The following is a 20,777-nucleotide window of genomic DNA, read 5'->3' on the forward strand; positions in this document are numbered from 1 at the left end:
CTTCTCCCGTGCATGACCGAGTTGCCAGCTTGCGGGCGATCACCGTCAGATGCAAAACCAGCAGACAGAAAAAAGCCCGGCACAGAGCCAGGCTTCTTCATGCTGCGGGGCTGAAAATCAGCCGTCCAGCAGCGCCTTGTTGCGCACGGCGCCCTTGTCGGCGCTGGTGGCGAGCAGGGCGTAGGCCTTGAGTGCCGTGGTCACCTTGCGGGTGCGCGGTGCGGCCGGCTTCCAGCCTTTCTTGTCCTGCTCGGCGCGACGGGAAGCCAGTTCTTCATCGCTGACCAGCAGGTTGATGCTGCGGTTGGGGATGTCGATCAGTACCTTGTCGCCGTCCTTGACCAGACCGATGGCGCCGCCTGCGGCAGCTTCCGGCGAGGCGTGGCCGATGGACAGGCCGCTGGTGCCGCCGGAGAAACGACCGTCGGTGAGCAGGGCACAGGCCTTGCCCAGGCCCTTGGACTTCAGGTAACTGGTCGGATAGAGCATTTCCTGCATGCCCGGGCCGCCTTTCGGGCCTTCGTAACGGATGATGACGATGTCACCTTCCTTCACTTCGTCGGCGAGGATGCCTTTGACCGCGCTGTCCTGGCTTTCGAAGACCTTGGCGTTGCCTTCGAACACGTGGATGGACTCGTCCACGCCGGCGGTCTTCACCACGCAGCCGTCCAGAGCGATGTTGCCGTACAGCACGGCCAGGCCGCCTTCCTGCGAATAAGCGTGCTCGACGCTGCGGATGCAGCCTCCGGCGCGGTCATCGTCCAGGCTCGGCCAGCGGGTGCTCTGGCTGAACGCGGTTTGGCTGGGGATGCCGGCAGGGCCTGCCTTGAAGAAGTGGTGCACGGCCTCGTCCTGGGTCTGGGTGATGTCCCACTGGGCGATGGCTTCGGCCATGTTCGGCGTGTGCACGGTGTGTACGTCGGTGTGCAGCAGGCCGCCACGGGCCAGTTCGCCGAGGATGGAGAAGATGCCGCCGGCGCGGTGCACGTCTTCCATGTGGTACTTCTGGATGTTCGGCGCCACCTTGCACAGCTGCGGCACCTTGCGCGACAGGCGATCGATGTCGCGCAGGTCGAAGTCGATCTCGGCTTCCTGGGCGGCGGCCAGCAGGTGCAGGATGGTGTTGGTCGAACCGCCCATGGCGATGTCGAGCATCATGGCGTTCTCGAACGCCTTGAAGTTGGCGATGTTGCGCGGCAGTACCGACTCGTCGCCTTCACCGTAATAGCGCTGGCACAGCTCGACGGCCAGGCGGCCGGCGCGCAGGAACAGTTGTTCGCGGTCGCTGTGGGTGGCCAGGGTGGAGCCGTTGCCTGGCAGGGACAGGCCCAGGGCTTCGGTCAGGCAGTTCATCGAGTTGGCGGTGAACATGCCGGAGCAGCTGCCGCAGGTCGGGCAGGCGCTGCGCTCGTACTCGGCGACCTTCTCGTCGGAGGCGCTGGAGTCGGCGGCGATGACCATGGCGTCGACCAGATCCAGGCCATGGCTGGCCAGTTTGGTCTTGCCCGCTTCCATCGGCCCGCCGGACACGAACACCACCGGGATGTTCAGGCGCAGGGCGGCCATCAGCATGCCGGGGGTGATCTTGTCGCAGTTGGAGATGCAGACGATGGCGTCGGCGCAGTGGGCGTTGACCATGTACTCGACGGAGTCGGCGATGATCTCGCGGCTCGGCAGCGAATAGAGCATGCCGTCGTGGCCCATGGCGATGCCGTCATCGACGGCGATGGTGTTGAATTCTTTCGCTACACCGCCGTGCTTCTCGATCTCGCGGGCGACCAGCTGGCCCAGATCCTTCAGGTGCACGTGGCCCGGTACGAACTGGGTGAAGGAGTTGGCGATGGCGATGATCGGTTTCTTGAAGTCTTCGTCCTTCATCCCGGTGGCGCGCCACAGGGCGCGGGCGCCGGCCATGTTGCGGCCGTGGGTGGAGGTTTTCGAGCGGTAATCAGGCATGACGATGATCCTGCGGCTAATTCGGTTAGGTGTGCGGTGAGCGTCGTCGGCGGCAGATCGCCGCAGTTTCATGAGGCTGCATGACGAAACGGGATCACCGTTCGTACGGCCGGGGCTCACGGGCCCGCCGGAGGATTTCTGGCGAGGAATGCGCTGATTCTACGCCCGCTGGGGCGGGCGGGGAAAGGTTGCCGGTCAGGCGCGCTCGCCGCGCAGGATGGCCGTGGGAATTTGCTCCAACGGGATCTCGCGATTGACCGCGCCGAGCTTCTTCGCTTCCTTGGGCATGCCGTAGACCACGCAGCTGGCTTCGTCCTGGCCGAAGGTCTGGGCGCCGGCCTCTAACATCTCGCGCAGACCACGGGCGCCATCGTCACCCATGCCGGTCATGATGATGCCGGTGGCGTTGGCTCCGGCGGCGCGAGCGGTGGAGCGGAACAGCACGTCCACCGAGGGTTTGTGGCGGCTCACGGGCGGGCCGTCGACCACTTCGACCAGATACTGCGCGCCGCTGCGCTTGAGCAGCATATGGCGGCCACCGGGGGCGATCAGGGCACGGCCGGGCATGATTCGGTCACCATGGCGCGCTTCCAGCACTTCGATCTGGCACAGGCCGTTGAGGCGTTCGGCGAAGGCGGCGGTGAAGCGCTCCGGCATGTGCTGGACGATGACGATACCCGGGCAGACCCGTGGCAGGGCGGTGAGAACGCGTTCCAGCGCCTGGGTGCCGCCGGTGGAGGTGCCAATGGCCACCACGCGTTCGGTGGTGCGAGTCATCGCGGCCGGGCTGGCGGCGGGCAGAATGGCGTCAGCCGTGAGTTTGGGGGCCATCGACGGAGCAGGCATGGCACCGTTCATGCGTTTCAGACGGGCCTGGGAGGCGGCCTTGATGGCGCCCACCAGTTCTTCGGTGGCTTCGACGAGGAACTGGCGCAGGTTGCCCTGGGGCTTGGTGACGATGGCCACGGCGCCTGCGGCGAGGGCCTCCATGGTGGTGGCTGCACCTTTCTCGGTGAGGGTGGAGCAGATCACCACCGGCGTTGGCCGCTCCACCATCAGTTTCTTCAGGAAGGAAATGCCGTCCATGCGCGGCATTTCCACGTCCAGCACGATCACGTCCGGCCAATTGCGGTTCATCCGCTCCAGCGCGAACAGCGGATCGGCGGCGGCGCCGATCACCTCGATGCCGCTGTAACCGGACAGGCTGCCGGTCAGCACCTGCCGCACCACCGCCGAGTCGTCGACGATCATCACCTTGATCTTGTTCATGGCGAGCAGGCCTCGTAGCGTCGACTGGCGACTTGTTGGGGATTGGGATGGCGCAGTGCGATGTTGCCGCTCCAGACGTCGAAGATCAGGTTGCGATAGTCCGCGCCACCGACATGCCGGGCATGGCAGGTCAAACCGTGGTTGGACAGCAGGGTCAGGCCGGCTTCGATGTTCTGCTGACCGATGTGATTGACGGCGCGGCTGCCCAGCATATTGCCGCCGCCGAACAGGCTGATGCGGTAATCGGTGGCACGTGTACCGCTGCTACGGATGTCCGTGAGCAACTGGTGCAGAGCGGCATCGGCGTAGCGTCCGTCCGGTACCCGGCCGGGATAACGGCAGGTCGGCAGCATGTAGTGGCACATGCCGCCCAGCAGTGCCCCACGGTGCCAGAGCACGATGGAGACGCAGGAGCCCAGCAGTGTGCGCATGCGGGTGTAGCGGTCGCCAAAGTACAACTCGCCCGGCTGCAGGAACACCTCGATAACGCCCTTGGGCTCACGCATGGGGCCTCCGGTAGATCGAGGGACGCACCGATTGCAGCTCATCGCTGATGCCGTTGAGGCTCTCCGAGTGGCTGACCAGGAAGTAGCCCCCCGGGCGCAGGCGTGCGCACAGGCGTTGCACGACCTGGCGCTTGGTCTCGGCGTCGAAATAGATCATCACGTTGCGCAGGAAGATCACATCGAACATGCCGACATCCGGCAGGGTATTGTTGAGGTTGATCTGGCGAAACTGCACATGGCGCTTCAGCGTCGGATCCAGGGTGAACAGGCCCTGGTTGCGGCCGGTGCCCTGGAGGCAGAAGCGCTGGCGTAGTGCGCCGGGAATGCCCTCGGCGTCCTCCAGGGGATAGAGCCCGGCGCGTGCCTTGTCGAGGATGCGTGTGCTGATGTCCGACGCGAGGATTTCCCAGGGGCGGCCAGCGGTAGTGTCGGCCAGCAGCAGGGCAAGGGTGTAGGGCTCCTCGCCACTGGAGCAGGCTGCGCTCCAGATACGCAGTGGGCCACTGCCGCCGCGTAGCTCGGTGGTGAGTTTTTCGCGAAGGAAGTCGAAATGCTTGGGTTCGCGGAAGAAATAGGTCTCGTTGGTGGTCAGCAGGTCGACGGCGATCTGCAGTTCGCCCTTGTCCTTCATCAGCACCTGGTAGTAATCACCGTAGCTGCCCAGGCCGAAGTGGCGCAGGCGCTTGCTCAGCCGGCCGGCGATGAGTTGGCGCTTGGCATCGGACATGGCGATGCCGGCGATCTCGTGGATCATGCCGCGAAACTGCTGGAACTCGCGGTTGGAGAGGCTGAGATCGGTCATGATGGACTCCTGCTCAGGCTGACTGCGGTAATGCGTCGGGTTGGCTGGCTTCGGCCAGCAGGTGCAGGTCGTCCAGCGACAGCACCTGGCTGATGTCCAGCAACGCCACCAGGCGACCGTCGAGTTTGCCCATGCCGCGGATGAAATCGGTGCGGATGTGGGCGCCGAAGCTGGGGGGCGGTTCGATGTCCTGGGCGTTTATCTCGATGACGGCATTGACTGCCTCGACCACGATGCCCATCACCTGGCGCACAGCGTCGCGTTCCACCTCCAGGATGACGATGCAGCTGCGTCGGCCGATGGCGGTTCGTTCGGCGCCGAAACGCTGGCGTAGATCCATGATCGGCACCACGCCGCCGCGCAGGTTGATCACCCCAAGCACGCAGGACGGCATCATCGGCATCGGAGTGAGGCGACCGTACTCGATGATCTCGCGGACACTGCGGGTGCCGACGGCGAATAGTTCGTCGGCCAGGGTAAAGGTCAGGTACTGCTGGGGCGCATCCGGCTGGGCGTCGTTGCCGGGGCGGCTGAATAGATTGGACATGCTGCGCTCCTGGGGGCACTGGTGGGTGCCCCGGTCACGGGATCGAGGGTCGGATCAATGCTGGAAGCGGACGAAGCCGGCCGGCACCTGGTCGTCGTAGGCTTCCTCGTCATGTTCGTCGCTGCGTCGAGCGACCTTGCGCGGTGCGCTGGCCTTGCTCTTGGCCGTCGTCTCCCGGACGCCCTTGCCGATCTGGCTGACCTTGAAGAAGTCCATCAGTTGCTGCAGTTGCTCGGCCTGGCCGCTCATCTCTTCTGCGGTGGCCGCCAGTTCCTCGGCGGAGGAGGCGGACTGCTGGGTGATCTCGCTGAGCTGGCTCATGGCCGTATTGATCTGACTGACGCCGGTGGTCTGCTCTTCCGAGGCGGCGGCGATCTCCTGCACCAGATCGGAGGTCTTGGCGATGGAGGGCACCATCTGATCGAGCAGGCTGCCAGCGCGTTCGGCCAGGGAGACGCTGTTCTTGGCCACTTCGCTGATTTCCTGAGCAGCGATCTGGCTGCGTTCGGCCAGTTTGCGCACCTCGGCGGCGACCACGGCGAAACCCTTGCCATGCTCGCCGGCGCGGGCGGCCTCGATGGCGGCGTTGAGGGCGAGCAGGTTGGTCTGATAGGCGATGTCGTCGACGATGCTGATCTTCTCGGCAATGGTTTTCATCGCGCTGACGGTGTCCTTGACAGCCTGGCCGCCTTCGTCGGCCTCACGAGAGGCCTTGCCGGCCATGCCGTCGGTGACCTTGGCGTTTTCGGTGTTCTGCGCGATGGAGGCGGACATCTGCTCCATCGAGGCGCTGGTTTCCTCGACCGAAGCCGCCTGCTCCGAGGCGCCCTGGCTCATGCTCTGGGCGGTGGCGGAAATCTGCTCGGAGGCACTGGTCAGGGCGTCGGCATTGCTGCGTACTTCACCGATGATATGGCCGAGCTTTTCCGCCATGCTCTTGATCGCCGCGAGCATGCTGGTGTCGCCGCCCTTGGTCTCGACGTTGACGGTGAGGTCACCGGCAGCGATGCGGCTTACCACCTCCACGGCATAAGCTGGCTCGCCACCGAGCTGGCGCAGCAGGTTGCGGGTGATGACGGTGCCCAGCAGGGCAATGATCACCAGGGTCGTGACCGATACGATGATGGAGACCAGTGTGGCTTGCTGACGAATGGCTTCGGCCTGCTGGCCGGCGTCGGTGGCCAGCTTCACGTTGTGGTCACGGTGCTTGTTGAAGGTGTCGCGCAGCGGTGTGATGACGTTTTGGGTGAGGCTGATCATGCTGTCGCGCGCCTGCTCGTTCTGGTTGGTGCGCGAGAGCGTCAGCACCGTCTCGGCGCCTTGCACGAAGTCGGCGATGCCTTTGCGGTCAGCGTCCAGGAACTGCTGATCGAGGTCATCCGTGATCAGCTTGGCATAGTCGTCGATGGCGGCCTGGATGTCGCCTCTGTTGGCCTTGAGGGTGGCGTCTATATCCGCCATGGTCTTGTCGTCGGTGCTGAGGATGTGGGTGTAGACCAGCTGAATCTCGGTATTCACCGCGTTGCGCAGCTTGTTCAGGGCGACGATGCTCGGTACCGAGTTCTTGTTGCCGAAGTCGGCGGCGGTGTAGACCTGGTTCATCTGCTGGTAGGCGACCCCTGATAGCAGCAGGATGCCGAGCAGGGCGGACATCACGAGGAGGATCATTTTCTTGCTGATGGTCATTTTCAGGACTCCTGTGCGCGTTGGCGCATTCAGACCAGAGACAGTCGGGGGGTAGTGCGCTGACCCGCCAGCGCGGCGATCTGGGCGACGTTCAGCACCTGCTCCATGCGCAGCAGGGTGAGGAAGCGTTCGTCCACGCGGGCGAGGTCTTCGATGTATTCAGGGGGCACACGGCTACCGAAGGCCGGCGCCTGGCGCAGGGCGCCCGGCTCTATTTCGGCGACGGCGGTGACGGCATCGACCAGTGCTCCCATCAGTTGGGCCTCGTCACCGTCCTGCAACTCGAGGATGACGATGCAGGTGCGCGAGCCCAGTTCGGTGTTGCCGAGGCCGAAGCGCTCGGCCAGGTCGATGATCGGCACCACGGTACCGCGCAGGTTGATCACGCCGCGTACCAGCGGCGGCATCATTGGTACCTGGGTGATGTTGTGGAATTCGAGGATCTCCCGGACGTAGCGAGTGGCGACGCCGAACAGGTCACGGCCGACTCGGAAGGTCAGGTACTGGCGTTGTTGCTCGTCATTGGCGAGCAACGCGAGATCGAGACTCATATTCAGCTCCTGAAGCGGACGAAGCCGCCGTCTTGCTCGTCGGCCTGCATCGCGGGAGTGCCGCGTGCCGCCTGCGGTACTGAGCGCAGGGCGCGCGATATGGCGGCCGTGCCGCTGTGGCTGGCCAGCTGGAAGAACTGCATCAGGTTCTGCAGGTTGGCCGATTGCCCGGTCATCTCTTCCGAGGTGGCGGCCAGTTCCTCGGAGGCCGCCGCGTTCTGCTGGGTGATGTCGCTGAGCTGGGCCATGGCGGCGCTGATCTGGCTGACACCGGTGGTCTGCTCCTGCGAGGCGGCGGCGATCTCCTGCACCAGGTCGGAGGTTCGGGTGATCGAGGGCACCATCTGATCGAGCAGGCTGCCGGCGCGTTCGGCCAGGGAGACGCTGCTCTTGGCCACTTCGCTGATCTCCTGGGCGGCCACCTGGCTGCGTTCGGCCAGCTTGCGTACTTCGGCGGCGACCACGGCGAAGCCCTTGCCGTGCTCGCCGGCGCGGGCGGCCTCGATGGCGGCGTTGAGGGCCAGCAGGTTGGTCTGGTAGGCGATGTCGTCGACGATGCTGATCTTCTCGGCGATGGTCTTCATGGCCGAGACGGTGTCGCGTACGGCCTGGCCGCCTTCGTCGGCTTCACGGGCGGCCTTGCTGGCCATGCCGTCGGTAACCTTGGCGTTGTCGGTGTTCTGCGCGATGGAGGCCGACATCTGCTCCATCGAGGCGCTGGTTTCTTCTACCGAGGCTGCCTGTTCCGAGGCTGCCTGACTGAGGCTTTGTGCCGTGGCGGAAATTTCCTCGGCTGCACTGGTGAGCATGCCGGTGGACTGGTGAACCTGGCCGATGATGTCCGCCAGTTTGCTGACCGTGCCGTTAAGCGACTGCTGCAGCTCGGCCAGGTGTCCCTTGTACTGCCCGTTCATGGTTCGGGTCAGGTCGCCTTCGGCCAGCGCCGAGATCACGGCCATGGCTTCGTTGACCGGCGTGATGATGGCTTCCAGCGTGCCGTTGAACCCGTTGACGATGTTGCGGTAGTAACCTTTGTGGCGGTTGGCGTCGGCGCGTACATCGAGCTTGCCATGCATCGCCGATTCGCTGAGCAGGCTGGTGTCCTCGATCAGCGCGACCATGTTGGTGCGCAGCTGTTCGATGGTTTCGTTGATGAACACCTTCTTGCCAGGGAAGGTTTCCAGGTGGGCTTCGAGGTTGCCGGCGCCCAGCTCCTGCACGCAGGCGATGGCTTTCTTCTTCACGGCGATATGGCCGGCGACCATGGCGTTGATGCCCTTGGCGATCTCGGCGTAACTGCCCTGGAAGCGCGTCACGTCGATGGTGACGTCGATGTCGCCCTTGTCGTGTTCATCGGACATATGGCGCATCTCGGCGATCAGCTCGGTCAGCGTGCTGCGCAGGGTTTCGAGGGTGTCGTTGATGAAGGCTTTCTTGCCGGGGAAGGGCTCCAACGGTGCCTTGAGGTCACCCAGACTGAAGGCCTGGACGCAGGCCATGGCCTTTTTCTTCACGCTGATATGGCCGGCGACCATGGCGTTGATACCCTGGGCGATCTCGGCATAGCTGCCCTGGAAGCGTGAGGCATCGATGACGACGTCGATGTCACCCTTGTCATGCTCGTCGGACATGTGGCGCATTTCGCTCAGCAGGCCCGTGAGGTTGCGGCGCAGGGCCTCGATGCTTTCGTTGATGAAGGCCTTCTTGCCGGGAAACGCTTCCAGCGGTGCACGCAGGTTGCCGTCTGCCAGACCACGGATGCAGGCCATGGCTTTTTTCTTCACGTCGATGTGGCTGGCCACCAGCGCATTGATGCTTTGTGCCATGTCGCCGTAGAAGCCTGGCAGCCGGGTGTCCAGGGTGACATCGATGTCGCCACGGGCATGCTCGTCGCTGACGTGATGCAGGTTGTGGGAAAGCCCGCCGATGTAACCGGCGATCTGCTGCAGATGAACCAGCAGTGAGCCTAGGTCGCTCCGGGTTGGCAGCTGATGGCTGGTTTCGCCACGAGCCAGGCGCTCGGCGAAGCCCAGCAGGGCCTCGGGTTCGGCGCCGAGCTGACGAGTCAGCGTGCGTTGCAGCAGCAGGCCCTGGAAGGCCACGGCAGCGGCTGCCAGGATGGCGAAGGGCAGAAGCAGGTTGGCGACAAGCCCGGATGCCAGAGCCAGCAACGCGAGGATGGCTGTGGCGATCAGGGCAACGATACGAATGGAGAGGCTCATTGCATGGCACTCCTCAGGGGTTGGGGTGAAGAGAGAATTCGGTGACTGCCGCTCTGCGCGAACTGGGCGAGCAGGCCGGGGATGTCGAGAATCAGCGCCACCGCGCCGCTTCCCAGGATGGTGAAGCCGGAGAGCGCCGAGACCTGGCCGAATACCTTGCCCAGCGGCTTGATCACGGTCTGGAACTCGCCATGCAGCTGATCGACCACCAGGCCGGCGCGCACCCCGGCGTAGCTGACCACCACTACGTTTTCCCGGCGCGGGCGCGGGCTGGTTTCCTCGAACAGGTTGCGCAGGCGGATGAAGGGCAGCACGTCGCCGCGTAGATCCAACTGGTCGAGGTCGTCCAGGTTGTCGCTGGGCTGCTCGATGCACTCCTCGACCATGTCCAGTGGCACCACGTAGCTGGAGCTGCCGATGCCGATCAGAAAACCGTCGATGATGGCCAGGGTCAGTGGCAGGCGGATACGCACGCAGGTTCCGCTGCCCAGTTGGCTGTCCAGCTCCACGGTGCCGCGCAGGGCGGTGATGTTGCGCTTGACCACGTCCATGCCGACGCCGCGACCGGAGAGGTTGCTGATCTGCTCGGCGGTGGAGAAACCGGGCTCGAAGATCAGGTTGAAGATGTCCTTTTCCGAGAGTTGCTGGCCTTCGCTGACCAGTCCACGCTGTACGGCCTTGGCGAGAATTTTCTGCGGGTTGAGGCCGCCGCCGTCGTCGCTCACTTCGATGACGATACCGCCGGCTTCATGGTAGGCATTGAGGCGCACCACGCCTTGCAGCGGCTTGCCGCTGGCGCGACGCAGCTCGGCCGGTTCGATGCCATGATCCATGGCATTGCGCACCAGATGGGTGAGCGGATCACCGATCTTTTCCACTACTGTCTTGTCCAGCTCGGTGTCGCCGCCACTGATGTGCAGGACGATGTCCTTGCCCAGCTCCCTGGAGACGTCGCGTACCACGCGCTGGAAGCGATTGAAGGTGGCGCCGATCTGCACCATGCGCAGGGTCAATGCCGAGTCGCGGACTTCTTCCACGAGGCGTGAGAGGGTCTCGGCCGATTCGCTCATGTCCACCAGGCCGCAGTCCTGGGCAAGCATGCGGGTGTTGGCACCGGCGATGATCAGCTCACCCACCAGGTTGATCAGTTGATCCAGCTTGCCGGCATCGACGCGGATCAGGTTGGATTCGCCGCCGGCGCGAGCGGTTTCCTTGGTGGCCTTGCTGGTAGCGCTGGCTTCGCTCGGCTCATTTGGCGTTGCAGGGGCGTCCAGGCTGGCAGCGGCCGGTTGGTTCGTTTGCGGGGCATTCAGCAGAGCCAGCTCGGCGTCGCTCAGGGTGCCGCAGCGCAGCAGACGCTGGCGTTGGCCATCGCCTTCCTCGGCCTGTTCGGCGAGCAGCGCTGCATAACTGGCCAGGGGCGCGCCGGGCGGCAGGATGCGGATGCGTCCGTCCTCGCGGACGAAGTCGAAGGCGCCTTCGATCTGCGCCTGTTCGGCGTCGCTGCGAAAGGCGACTTCCAGGCCGAGGTAGCAGGTCTCCGGATCCAGGGTGTCGAAGCCGGGCAGGTGGTCGAGCACCGGTTCGACGTGCAGCAACTCGCCGAACGTGGCCAGGTAACGCAGGAAGGCTACCGGATCCATGCCGTTGCGCAGGCTATCGGCGCCGAAGCGCAGGGACAGGTGCCAGTGCGGCCTGACCACGCCGTCGCAGGATGCCGGTGCCTGCTCGTGAGTGGGCTCTGCAGCATGTGCCGGGATGCCTTCCAGGTACTGGCTGAGGCCTTGCACCAGCTCGGTCTGGCGGATGTTCATAGGCTCGGGCAACGCAGCCAGGTCGCGACCCTCGGCGATATGATCCACCAGGCCCACCAGGTGGTCGCCTACCTGCAGCATCAGGGCACTGAGTTCGGCACTGAACGGCAGTTCGCCGGCGCGGACGCGATCCAGCACGCTTTCGGCGACATGGGTGAAGGTGACGATGGAGTCGAAGCCGAACAGCCCGGAGGAGCCTTTGATGGTATGGGCGGCCCGGAAGATGGCATTGATCAGTTCGGGGTCGTTCGGCGACTGCTCGATCTGCAGCAGGGCGTCTTCCATCTGTTGCAGCAGCTCGCGGCATTCGGCAATGAAGGTGCCGATCACGCTATCGAGGTTCATCAGTGCAGCCCTCCGCTGAGGAGCAGGTCATGCAGGCCGCTCAGTTGCAGGATTTCGGTCATGGCCGGGCTGGCCCCTTCGAGGTGAAGGCTGACGTGCTGGCGTCGGGCTTCCTGGCAGGTCGCCAGCAGCAGTTGCAGGCCGGCGCAATCGACTTCCTCGATGGCACTGAGATCCAGACGCAGATCCACCGCGCCTTGCAGGGCGTTGGCCAGCAGCAGCTTGGTGTCGGCGGCGGTGTAGATGGTCAGGACACTGTCCAGGGCCAGATGGCGGCTGCCATTGGCGGATTCCAGGTTATTCATGGCGGGCTCCCGATCAGGGCAGGATCAGCTTGGATACGGCGGTCAGCATCTGCGCCGGCTGGAACGGCTTGACCACCCAGGCCTTGGCCCCGGCGGCCTGACCTTCGGCCTTCTTGTTGTCGCCGGCTTCGGTGGTCAGCATGATCACCGGGGTGAACTTGTAGGCGGGCAGCTGCTTGACGTTCTTGAGGAAGGTGATGCCGTCCATGTTCGGCATGTTCACGTCGCTGATGATCAGGTGCACCTTGCGTCCGTCCAGCTTGCCCAGTGCGTCCTTGCCGTCGATCCCTTCCAGCACGTCGTAGCCGGCGCTTTTCAGCGTCATGCCCACGACCTGGCGGATGGAGGCGGAGTCGTCGACGATGAGAATGGTCTTGGCCATGGGGTATGTCCTCAGAAGAAGGTGATGTCGGAAGCGCTGTCGGTGGCAACTGCGCGGCGGCCGTGATGGATGGCATGCTGCTCGGGCATGGTGTAGGTGTGCGACAGCTCGGTGAGCCAGCTGCGCGCGTCGACCCGTTCGCAAGAGGCGCTCAGGCGCATGCCCAGCCGTTCGATGTCGTCGCGCATGTGGCCGAGCATCTGGCTGACCCGATCCTGGAACTGCAGCGCCACCAGCACTTCGGAGATTTCCTCGCCGACCACCTTGTTTTCCTGTTGCAGCGTCACGCCGTGGTCTACCAGCCGGGTCGCACTGCCGCGCAGATCAGCGGTGATCTGGCGGATGACCTGGCTGGCACTTTTCAGGGTGCTGGCGTCGCGGTCGGCGTGTTCGCTGGAGACTTGCAAGGTGCGCTCGATGGCTGAGCTGACGGTTTCGATGGTGTCGTCGATGCGTTTGCCCGTGGCCTCCGAGAGGGTGGATAGCTTGCGCACTTCGTCGGCGACGACGGCGAAACCACGCCCGGCCTCGCCGGCACGGGCTGCTTCGATGGCGGCATTGAGGGCCAGCAGGTTGGTCTGCTTGGCCACGTCGCCGACTTCCTTGGCCATGGCGCGCAGCTGAGAGGTGTAGCCGCTGAGGCTGACGACCTCGTTCAGTAGCGTTTCCTTGCTGTTCAGGGCAAGGCGCAACTGGTCGACGATGGCTTCCAGCTCTTGCTCGCTGCCGGCCAGCAGAGTCAGCAGCGACTGATCGTCGGCCTGGTTATCGGCACTGACCACCGCACTGATGCGTTGCGCCAGGTGGGTGAAGCGTTCGCTGAGGGATTCGATGGCCGTCTGCGTGTGCTGGCGGGCGGCTTCGATCTGTTGCGACCAGACGGGGGAAATGTTGCGGCAGAGGTCGTCCAGGCCGTCGACGTGGCGATCAGCTTCCTCGCTCCGGCCGGCATCGAGGCCGGCCTGGTAGGCCTGCGCGACGGCCATGGCCTGTTGTCTCGCCAGGCTGCGCACGCTGGCATGTACCAGGGCGCCGGGCAGCAGCGCGGCGGCCAGCCAATAGTCGCTGGGTAGCACAAGGATCATTCCGGCGAGCGACAGGCTGCCAAGGCTGGCCAGGGCCGCGGGTAGCCAGGAGATTCGGGGGGCGGTGGTCTGAGCGGTCACGTTCACACTCCATCGAGCAGCGGAGTCGGGTATGGGCTACCCGGTCTTGGCTATCAGGATGGTGTGTGCGTGGCGGTTGGAGGATCGGCGTATCCCGATGATGGCATAGGGACACTCCGTTTTTTTGTAGGGCTTTTCCTACCTCGACAAGCGTTCGGTCATTGCATAGCGGATGATGTCGGCGTTGCAGTTGAATCCCATCTTTTCCATGAGCCGGGTCTTGTGGGTGCTGACGGTCTTGTTGCTGATCGCCAGGCGCTCGGCGATCTGGTTGACGCTCAGGCCATCGGCGAGCAGACGCAGGATCTGGAATTCCCGATCCGACAGGCTGTCCAGGCCGGTGTCGCGCGGTTCGGCGTTGGCGAAGGCCAGTTGCTCGGCGATGCGTGGATCCAGGTAGCGTCCACCGTTGGCGACCTTGTTGATGGCCGCGAGGAGGGTTTCGGCGTTGTGATCCTTGGTCAGGTAGCCACTGGCGCCGGCGCGTAGCGCGCGCTGTGCGATCTGGGGCTCGTTGTGCATGCTCAGCACCAGGATCGGCAGCTTGGCGTAATGGCCGTGAATGCGCGAGATCAGATCCTCGCCACTGATGCCGGGCATGCTCATGTCCAGCAGGACCAGGTCGACTTCTATCTGGCGCAGGTGCTCCAGCACCTGGCCGCCGTTCTCCGCTTCCGCGACCACCTGCAGGCGACTGTCGAACTCGATCAGTTGCTTGAGGCCATTGCGCATGATGGTGTGATCGTCAGCGATCATGATCCGCGTCATGAGGGTTCCTGGTTCGACTTGATGGGGAGGGTTGCCTGGACAGTGGTGCCTTGTCCGGGATGGCTGAAAATCACCACTTCGCCACCCAGACTGATGCCGCGCTCGCGCATGCCCGTGAGGCCCAGCGAGCGCTTGTTGACCGCGGTCGGGTCGAAGCCGCGGCCGTTGTCGGTGATGTCCAGACGGCAGGCATCGTCGATACGCTCGAGACTTACCACCGCACGTGTGGCACCGGAGTGACGGGCGACGTTGTTCAGCGCCTCCTGGACGATGCGAAAGGCAGTGGTGGCCTGGTCGTCGGTCAAGGCAGGTTCTTCGCTGTGGGTGGTGAGTTCGCAGGCAATTCGGGTGTGTTGGCGAAAATCATCGATCAGCCATTCCAGTGCTGGGTAGAGTCCCATGTTGAGAACCGCTGGACGCAGGGACGTGGCGATGGAGCGTACGACCTGTATGGTGCGGTCGCACAACCCCATCAGGCCCTCCACGGCCTCGTTCAATCCCGGTGCCTGCGCGCCGAATTGCAGGTGTAGCAGGGAAATCCCCATGCGCAAGGCCGTCAGGTGCTGGCCCAGTTCATCGTGGATTTCCTGGGCGATCAGTTTGCGTTCCTCTTCGCGGGCCGATTCCCGGCGGCTAGCCAGATCGCGCAGTTGCTGGTTGCTGTCGGCCAGTCGGCGCTCGGCTTTGCGGATGTTGGTGATGTCCCGTGCCAGGGACAGTACGCTGGTGATCTCGCCCTTGTCATTGCGCTCGGGTACCAGCTGCACCAGGTAGTGAAGCTGTTGCTCGACGGGGCCGTCGATGCCGTGGATCAGCTCTTCCTCCACCGACACGCCGCTGTGGGCAACTTCTCGCACCATGTCGGACATGATGTCGACCTGGGAGTTGTCGCCGAAGGCGTCCCGTGCAGGCCGACCCCTGGCCTCGACCAGAGGTAGCCGGCATAGCGCCTCCAGAGCCGGGTTGGCGTAGATCAGGCGGAAGTCCGGGGTGAGACGGCCGATTGCGTCGTGGGTGTTCTCGATCAGCGCACGGAATTGGCGTTCGTTTTGCCGCAGGGTGTCGGTCAGGCGTTGCTGCTCGGTGAGATCGTGCAGCAGTGCCAGGCTGTAACCACGCCGGTCATAGTGGAAACGGGTGAACTTCACGGCCACGTGGCGGCGGGTGCCGTCCAGGGGATGGCTCAGTTCCAGTTGCAGCGCCTGGCGGCTGTGCACCAGATCCTGCAGGGCCTCGTCGGTGTGTCGGGCCAATGGTGCCAGTGCCTGTCCAATGCCCTGTCCCAGCAGGTACTTACGAGCCTGGCCAAGCAGGCCGCTGGCCGCTTCGTTGAGGTAGCGGATGTTCAGGTCATCATCGAGCAGCAGGGCGCCGTCCGCTGTGAAGTCGAGCGCGAAGCTGAGCAGGTAGACCAGTTCGGCGCGTTCCTGGGTCGAGCGCGGTGGGCTGAGGCGAATCAGGAACTGATCGACGCCCGCACCGCCGACCGATACCCCGGAGACACTGGTTCTAAACCATCGGTAGTCGTCCTGCCCACAGTACAGGCGCAGCTCGCCGCAGGGCACATCGGCCTGTTGGCGTTTGGCACGCTCCAGCGCGTAGGTGAAGGTATCCCGATCCTGGGGGTGCAGCCACTGCACCAGAAGCCGTGGCGTGGATTCCGGCTGCGTCTCGCCAAGCCAGGCCTGCAGGGTCGGATTGGCCTGCTGCAGGCCGCCATGGGTATCCAGCAGCGCCAGGCCAAGTGGCGCTGATCGCCAGGCGGCGCCGATCAGAGCGTCTTCTGCTTGGTTGTCCTTCAAGGCCTTCCCCCGATGACCGATTTCCTCAGTATGGGACAGTTTAGGAAGGAACGGCTTTTCAGTGTGTCTGGATGACCGAGACGCTCAATGTTGTGCCGCTAGCCGCGGAGAATGAGGGCGGGGATCTGCTCCAGTGGAATCTCACGGCTGACCGCGCCGAGCTTCTTGGCTTCCTTGGGCATGCCGTAGACCACGCAGCTGGCTTCGTCCTGGCCGAAGGTCTGGGCACCGGCCTCGAACATCTCGCGCAGGCCACGGGCGCCATCGTCACCCATGCCGGTCATGATGATGCCGGTAGCGTTGGCTCCGGCGGCGCGAGCGGTGGAGCGGAACAGCACATCCACCGAGGGTTTGTGCCGGCTCACGGGCGGGCCGTCGACCACTTCCACCATGTATTGCGCGCCACTGCGCTTGAGCAGCATGTGGCGGCCGCCGGGGGCGATCAGGGCACGGCCGGGCATGACCCGGTCACCATGGCGCGCTTCCAGCACTTCGATCTGGCACAGGCCGTTGAGGCGCTCGGCGAAGGCGGCAGTGAAGCGCTCCGGCATGTGCTGGACGATGACGATACCCGGGCAGACGCGCGGTAGGGCGGTAAGGAGGTATTCCAGTGCCTGGGTGCCGCCGGTGGAGGTGCCGATGGCCACGACCCGTTCGGTGGTGCGGGCCATGGCCGGTTGTCCGGCGGGGATCACGGCATCGGCGCCCAGTTTGGGCTGCACCGGGACTTTGCTCTTGGCCAACTGGCGCATGTTGGCGCGTGCGGCTGCTTTCACCGCGCCGAGCAGGTCATCGCTGGCATTGACCAGAAACTTGCTCAGGTTGACCTGGGGCTTGGTGACGATGCTCACGGCGCCGGCGGCAAGAGCCTGCATGGTAGTGCTGGCGCCTTTTTCGGTCAGCGTCGAGCAGATCACCACTGGCGTCGGGCGCTCGGCCATGAGCTTCTTTAGGAAGGTAATGCCGTCCATGCGCGGCATTTCCACGTCGAGGACGATCACGTCCGGCCATTCACGCTCCATCTTGCTCAGGGCGAACAGCGGGTCGGCAGCAGTGCCCAGAACTTCGATCGCCGGATCGGCTGCCAGCACCGAGGCCAACACCTGGCGGACGACGGCAGAGTCGTCGACGATCATGACTTTGATGGGTTTCATGCGGGTTGTACTCCAGTGGGACATCCACTGTCAGCTACGAGGGGGGATTGCTTCAGGGCCAACTGGCCGCTCCAGATATCGAAGATCAGGTGTCGGTGCCCAGTGCCGCCTACGTGTTCGCCATGACTCACCAGACCGTGTCTGGCAATCAGTTGATGTGCCATGTCGATGTTCTGCTGGCCGACATGGCGAGTGACTCGCGCGCCGACGTTGGGGAACATGTTGCCACCTCCGAAAATACGCAGGTGATACTCATTGGCCCGGGTGCCCCGAGCGCTGATGGCCTCCAGCAGCAGGAGCATGGCTTCGTCGCCATAGCGACCATCGAGCTTCGAGCCCGACATGCCTCGGGTTGGCAACATGTAATGGCACATGCCGCCCAGTCGGTGTCGCGGATGCCAGAACACCAGCGAGACGCAAGAGCCGAGCAGGGTGCGGATGCGCGTGCCGACGCCTGCGAAGTGCAAATCGCCGGGTTGCAGGTAAACATCACGTGGTGCAGCAGGCCTAGGCATCGGGTTTGCGGTAGATCGATGGTTTCACGACCTTGAGCGTCTCATCGATGCCGTTGAGGCTTTCCGAGTGGCTGATCAGAAAGTAACCACCTGGGCGCAGGCGACTCAGCAGGCGCTTCACGACCTGACGCTTGGTTTCACCATCGAAGTAGATCATGACGTTACGCAGGAAGATCACATCGAATAGACCGACTTCCGGCAATGGGTTGTTCAGATTGATCTGCTCGAAGCGCACACGCCGACGCAGTGCCGGATCGATGAGCAGGTTGCCCTCGTTGACGCCTACACCCCGAAAACAGTGGCTGATCAGCATCCGGCGCGGGATATCTTCACTATCCTGTACACGATAGACGCCGGCACGGGCGCGATCCAGCACCCGCTGGCTGATATCCGACGCAAGGATCTCCCAGGGTTTTTCACCGAGTACGTCGGCCAGCAGCAGGGCGATGCTGTAGGGCTCCTCGCCGCTGGAGCAGGCACCACTCCAAATGCGTAAGGGACGCCCGCTGGGGATCAGTCCCGGTTTCTCCAGGCGCTCGCGCAGGAAGTCGAAATGCTTGGGTTCGCGAAAGAAGTAAGTTTCGTTGGTCGTCAGCAGATCGACGCAGGTCTGCAGTTCTGCCGGACTCTGACTCAGACGGCGGAAGTACTCGCCGTAGCTATCGAGTTCGAACTCGCGCAGGCGCTTGCTCAGTCGCCCGGCTACCAGCGGTTTTTTCGCATCGGAAAGGCTGATACCGGCGATCTCGTAGATCAACTGGCGAAACTTGGCAAACTCCAGGTCACTCAGGGCGACGGCCGTGCTGCTGCTCATGGATTGTCCTGCATCGTCCCGCGGTGTGCGCTGGCTTGCTCCAGCAGCGCTATTTCATCATCAGATAGCACCCGCCCGACATCGAGCAGCACTACCAGGCGATCATCCAGCTTGCCCATGCCGCGAATGAAGTCCGCGCGGATGTGATTACCGAAGCTAGGGGCAGGTTCGATCTGTCCGTTGCCCAGCTCCAGCACTTCGTTGACCGCGTCGACCACCATGCCGATGACGCGTAACCCGTCATTCGAGGCGATTTCCAGTATGACGATGCAGGTACGTGGCCCGATCACGGTGGCACTACCACCGAAGCGCAGCCCGAGATCAATGACCGGAACAACGGCCCCACGTAGGTTGATGACGCCAAGTATGCTTGGCGGCATCATCGGCACGCTGGTCAGCCGGCCGTACTCGATGATCTCGCGTACGGCATGGATATCGACGGCGAACAGCTCCTGAGCCAGGGTGAAAGTCAGGTACTGGCCGGCGGCATTGCTGATTGCGGCAGCCATCGGCTACTCCTGGAAGCGCACGTAACCAGCTGGCAGGCCGCCTGCCATGGGCATCGCGGTATCGTCGTCGAGCTGCTGCGTGCGCGCGGTGTGACTCGGACGCTGCGCCTGGACGTGGCGCTGCTGGCTGCGCCCGGTTGCCGTGCTGTTGAGCTTGAAGAAGTCCATCAGCTGTTGCAGTTGCTCCGCCTGGCCGCTCATTTCTTCTGCAGTGGCAGCGAGCTCTTCGGACGAAGATGCGTTCTGCTGGGTGATCTCATTGAGCTGGTTCATCGCCGTGCTGATCTGGCCGACGCCGGAACTCTGCTCCTCGGAGGCTGCGGAGATTTCCTGTACCAGATCGGAAGTCTTGGCGATGGACGGCACGATTTCGTCAAGCAGGGTGCCGGCTCGTTCGGCCAACTGCACGCTGGACTTGGCCACCTCGCCGATTTCCTGAGCGGCCACCTGGCTGCGTTCGGCCAGCTTGCGCACTTCAGCCGCTACCACGGCGAAGCCTTTGCCATGCTCGCCGGCACGTGCGGCCTCGATGGCGGCGTTGAGGGCCAGCAGGTTGGTCTGGTAGGCGATATCGTCGACGATACCGATCTTGTCGGCGATGGTCTTCATCGCGCTGACGGTTTCCTTGACCGCCTGGCCACCTTCGCGTGCCTCGCCGCTGGCCTTGCTGGCCATGCCGTCGGTGATGCGTGCGTTCTCGGTGTTCTGTGCGATGGAGGCCGACATCTGTTCCATCGAAGCACTGGTTTCTTCCACCGAGGCCGCCTGCTCGGAGGCCGCCTGGCTCATGCTCTGCGCCGTTGCGGAAATTTCTTCGGAGGCGCTGGTCAGTGCATCGGCGGAACTGCGTACTTCGGAGATGATCTGGGCCAGGCGCTGGGACATGCTCTTGATCGCGGCGAGCATGCTGGTGGTATCGCCGTTGCGGGTAGAGACCTCCACCCTCAGGTCGCCTTCGGCGATACGAGTCACCACTTCTGCGGCATAACCCGGTTCGCCACCCAACTGGCGCAGCAGGCTATGAGTGATCAGCCAGGCGAGCAGAACGGAAATCAGCACTGCCACGCCACCGATGATCATCAGTTGCATGCGTGATTCTTCGTAGAGCACCGTGGCTTCGTCCGCGCTCTTGTCCATCAGCTGGCTCTGGAAGTCCACCATGGCCTGGGCGGCAGCCAGCAGTTCGTTGTTGGCCGGCACCACTTGGTCATAGAGATAGGCCAGGGCGCGGTCGGAGTCGTCTATGAAGGTGAACAGCTCCTCATAGCGCTGCCCGACCTGCGTGCGGGCGGCATTGATGCGGGCCAGCAGGTCGCGGCCCTGTGGTGTGTTCACGGTTTTCTGCAGCTCTTCGAAGGCACTGGCGCGGCGTTCGCGGCTGACGGTGATCCCTTCCATGTTCCTGGCATCGGCGGTCGGGTCGTCGCGGATGATCAGATCCCGTATCAGGCGTGCCTGGTTGAGGGTCTCTTCCTTGATCGTGTTGGACTGCACGATCTTCGGGTAGCGGTCGGAGACGATGAAGTCGTTGGCGGCATTGATCGCGCTCATGCGCATGATCCCCAGCACGGTTGCCAGCACCAGCAGGGCCACGACCGAGCCAAAGCCCAGGCCCAGCTTGGTCGCCACTCTCATATTCTTGAACATGGTTAGTCTCTCTCCGT

At 63.8% G+C, this 20,777-nt stretch carries 19 protein-coding genes; all 19 read right to left on the reverse strand.

The features are described 5' to 3' along the window. Nucleotides 1–117: 117 nt before the first annotated feature. The 19 genes from ilvD to C7A17_RS12885 all read right to left on the reverse strand — a co-directional run bounded on the left by ilvD (nt 118) and on the right by C7A17_RS12885 (nt 20,760). Nucleotides 118–1,956 (reverse strand): dihydroxy-acid dehydratase, encoded by a 1,839-nt coding sequence (gene ilvD, locus C7A17_RS12795; protein ID WP_106738392.1) that lies wholly within the window; start codon nt 1,954–1,956, stop codon nt 118–120. A 195-nt stretch (nt 1,957–2,151) separates the two neighbouring features. Continuing rightward, a complete protein-coding gene (locus C7A17_RS12800; RefSeq protein ID WP_106738393.1) occupies nt 2,152–3,225 on the reverse strand; it encodes a protein-glutamate methylesterase/protein-glutamine glutaminase in 1,074 nt (357 codons plus the stop codon). Beyond that, entirely contained in the window at nt 3,222–3,731 is a 510-nt protein-coding gene (locus tag C7A17_RS12805; protein WP_106738394.1) for a chemotaxis protein CheD, read from the reverse strand. The genes C7A17_RS12800 and C7A17_RS12805 overlap by 4 nt, the downstream gene beginning before the upstream one ends. Continuing rightward, nucleotides 3,724–4,533: a CheR family methyltransferase gene (locus C7A17_RS12810; RefSeq protein WP_106738395.1), complete on the reverse strand. Its 810-nt coding sequence runs from the start codon at nt 4,531–4,533 to the stop codon at nt 3,724–3,726. Before C7A17_RS12810 ends, C7A17_RS12805 begins: the two co-directional genes overlap by 8 nt. A 13-nt stretch (nt 4,534–4,546) precedes the next feature. Then, a complete protein-coding gene (locus tag C7A17_RS12815; protein ID WP_106738396.1) occupies nt 4,547–5,080 on the reverse strand; it encodes a chemotaxis protein CheW in 534 nt (177 codons plus the stop codon). Nucleotides 5,081–5,134: 54 nt separating this feature from the next. Then, nucleotides 5,135–6,766, reverse strand: coding sequence for a methyl-accepting chemotaxis protein (locus C7A17_RS12820; protein ID WP_106738397.1), 1,632 nt, complete (start codon nt 6,764–6,766; stop codon nt 5,135–5,137). A gap of 29 nt (nt 6,767–6,795) precedes the next feature. Beyond that, entirely contained in the window at nt 6,796–7,317 is a 522-nt protein-coding gene (locus C7A17_RS12825; protein WP_106738398.1) for a chemotaxis protein CheW, read from the reverse strand. A 2-nt stretch (nt 7,318–7,319) separates the two neighbouring features. Further along, nucleotides 7,320–9,539, reverse strand: coding sequence for a methyl-accepting chemotaxis protein (locus tag C7A17_RS12830; protein WP_106738399.1), 2,220 nt, complete (start codon nt 9,537–9,539; stop codon nt 7,320–7,322). After that, nucleotides 9,536–11,698, reverse strand: a complete 2,163-nt coding sequence (locus C7A17_RS12835) for a chemotaxis protein CheA (protein WP_106738400.1) — start codon at nt 11,696–11,698, stop codon at nt 9,536–9,538. Before C7A17_RS12835 ends, C7A17_RS12830 begins: the two co-directional genes overlap by 4 nt. Beyond that, complete coding sequence (locus tag C7A17_RS12840) at nt 11,698–12,003, reverse strand: STAS domain-containing protein (RefSeq protein ID WP_106738401.1); 306 nt, start codon at nt 12,001–12,003, stop codon at nt 11,698–11,700. Before C7A17_RS12840 ends, C7A17_RS12835 begins: the two co-directional genes overlap by 1 nt. A 13-nt stretch (nt 12,004–12,016) precedes the next feature. Next, nucleotides 12,017–12,385 (reverse strand): response regulator, encoded by a 369-nt coding sequence (locus C7A17_RS12845; protein ID WP_106738402.1) that lies wholly within the window; start codon nt 12,383–12,385, stop codon nt 12,017–12,019. An 11-nt stretch (nt 12,386–12,396) separates the two neighbouring features. Beyond that, a complete protein-coding gene (locus C7A17_RS12850; protein WP_106738403.1) occupies nt 12,397–13,551 on the reverse strand; it encodes a methyl-accepting chemotaxis protein in 1,155 nt (384 codons plus the stop codon). Between the two features lie 138 nt (nt 13,552–13,689). After that, the gene (locus C7A17_RS12855; RefSeq protein ID WP_106738404.1) at nt 13,690–14,319 is read right to left on the reverse strand and encodes a response regulator; all 630 of its coding nucleotides are present in this window, start codon (nt 14,317–14,319) and stop codon (nt 13,690–13,692) included. After that, entirely contained in the window at nt 14,316–16,121 is a 1,806-nt protein-coding gene (locus C7A17_RS12860) for a sensor histidine kinase (protein ID WP_106738405.1), read from the reverse strand. Before C7A17_RS12860 ends, C7A17_RS12855 begins: the two co-directional genes overlap by 4 nt. A gap of 98 nt (nt 16,122–16,219) precedes the next feature. Continuing rightward, nucleotides 16,220–17,275 (reverse strand): protein-glutamate methylesterase/protein-glutamine glutaminase, encoded by a 1,056-nt coding sequence (locus C7A17_RS12865; RefSeq protein ID WP_106738406.1) that lies wholly within the window; start codon nt 17,273–17,275, stop codon nt 16,220–16,222. Further along, nucleotides 17,272–17,790 carry a chemotaxis protein CheD gene (locus tag C7A17_RS12870; RefSeq protein WP_106738407.1) on the reverse strand — a complete coding sequence of 173 codons (519 nt, stop codon included), beginning with the start codon at nt 17,788–17,790 and terminating at the stop codon, nt 17,272–17,274. Before C7A17_RS12870 ends, C7A17_RS12865 begins: the two co-directional genes overlap by 4 nt. Further along, nucleotides 17,783–18,604 carry a CheR family methyltransferase gene (locus C7A17_RS12875; protein WP_106738408.1) on the reverse strand — a complete coding sequence of 274 codons (822 nt, stop codon included), beginning with the start codon at nt 18,602–18,604 and terminating at the stop codon, nt 17,783–17,785. The genes C7A17_RS12870 and C7A17_RS12875 overlap by 8 nt, the downstream gene beginning before the upstream one ends. After that, nucleotides 18,601–19,113: a chemotaxis protein CheW gene (locus tag C7A17_RS12880; RefSeq protein ID WP_106738409.1), complete on the reverse strand. Its 513-nt coding sequence runs from the start codon at nt 19,111–19,113 to the stop codon at nt 18,601–18,603. The genes C7A17_RS12875 and C7A17_RS12880 overlap by 4 nt, the downstream gene beginning before the upstream one ends. 3 nt (nt 19,114–19,116) lie before the next feature. Continuing rightward, on the reverse strand, nt 19,117–20,760 hold the full coding sequence (locus tag C7A17_RS12885) for a methyl-accepting chemotaxis protein (protein WP_106738410.1): 1,644 nt from the start codon (nt 20,758–20,760) through the stop codon (nt 19,117–19,119). Nucleotides 20,761–20,777 lie beyond the last annotated feature (17 nt).

This window comes from Pseudomonas mendocina, from assembly GCF_003008615.1.
Classification (GTDB): domain Bacteria; phylum Pseudomonadota; class Gammaproteobacteria; order Pseudomonadales; family Pseudomonadaceae; genus Aquipseudomonas; species Aquipseudomonas mendocina_C.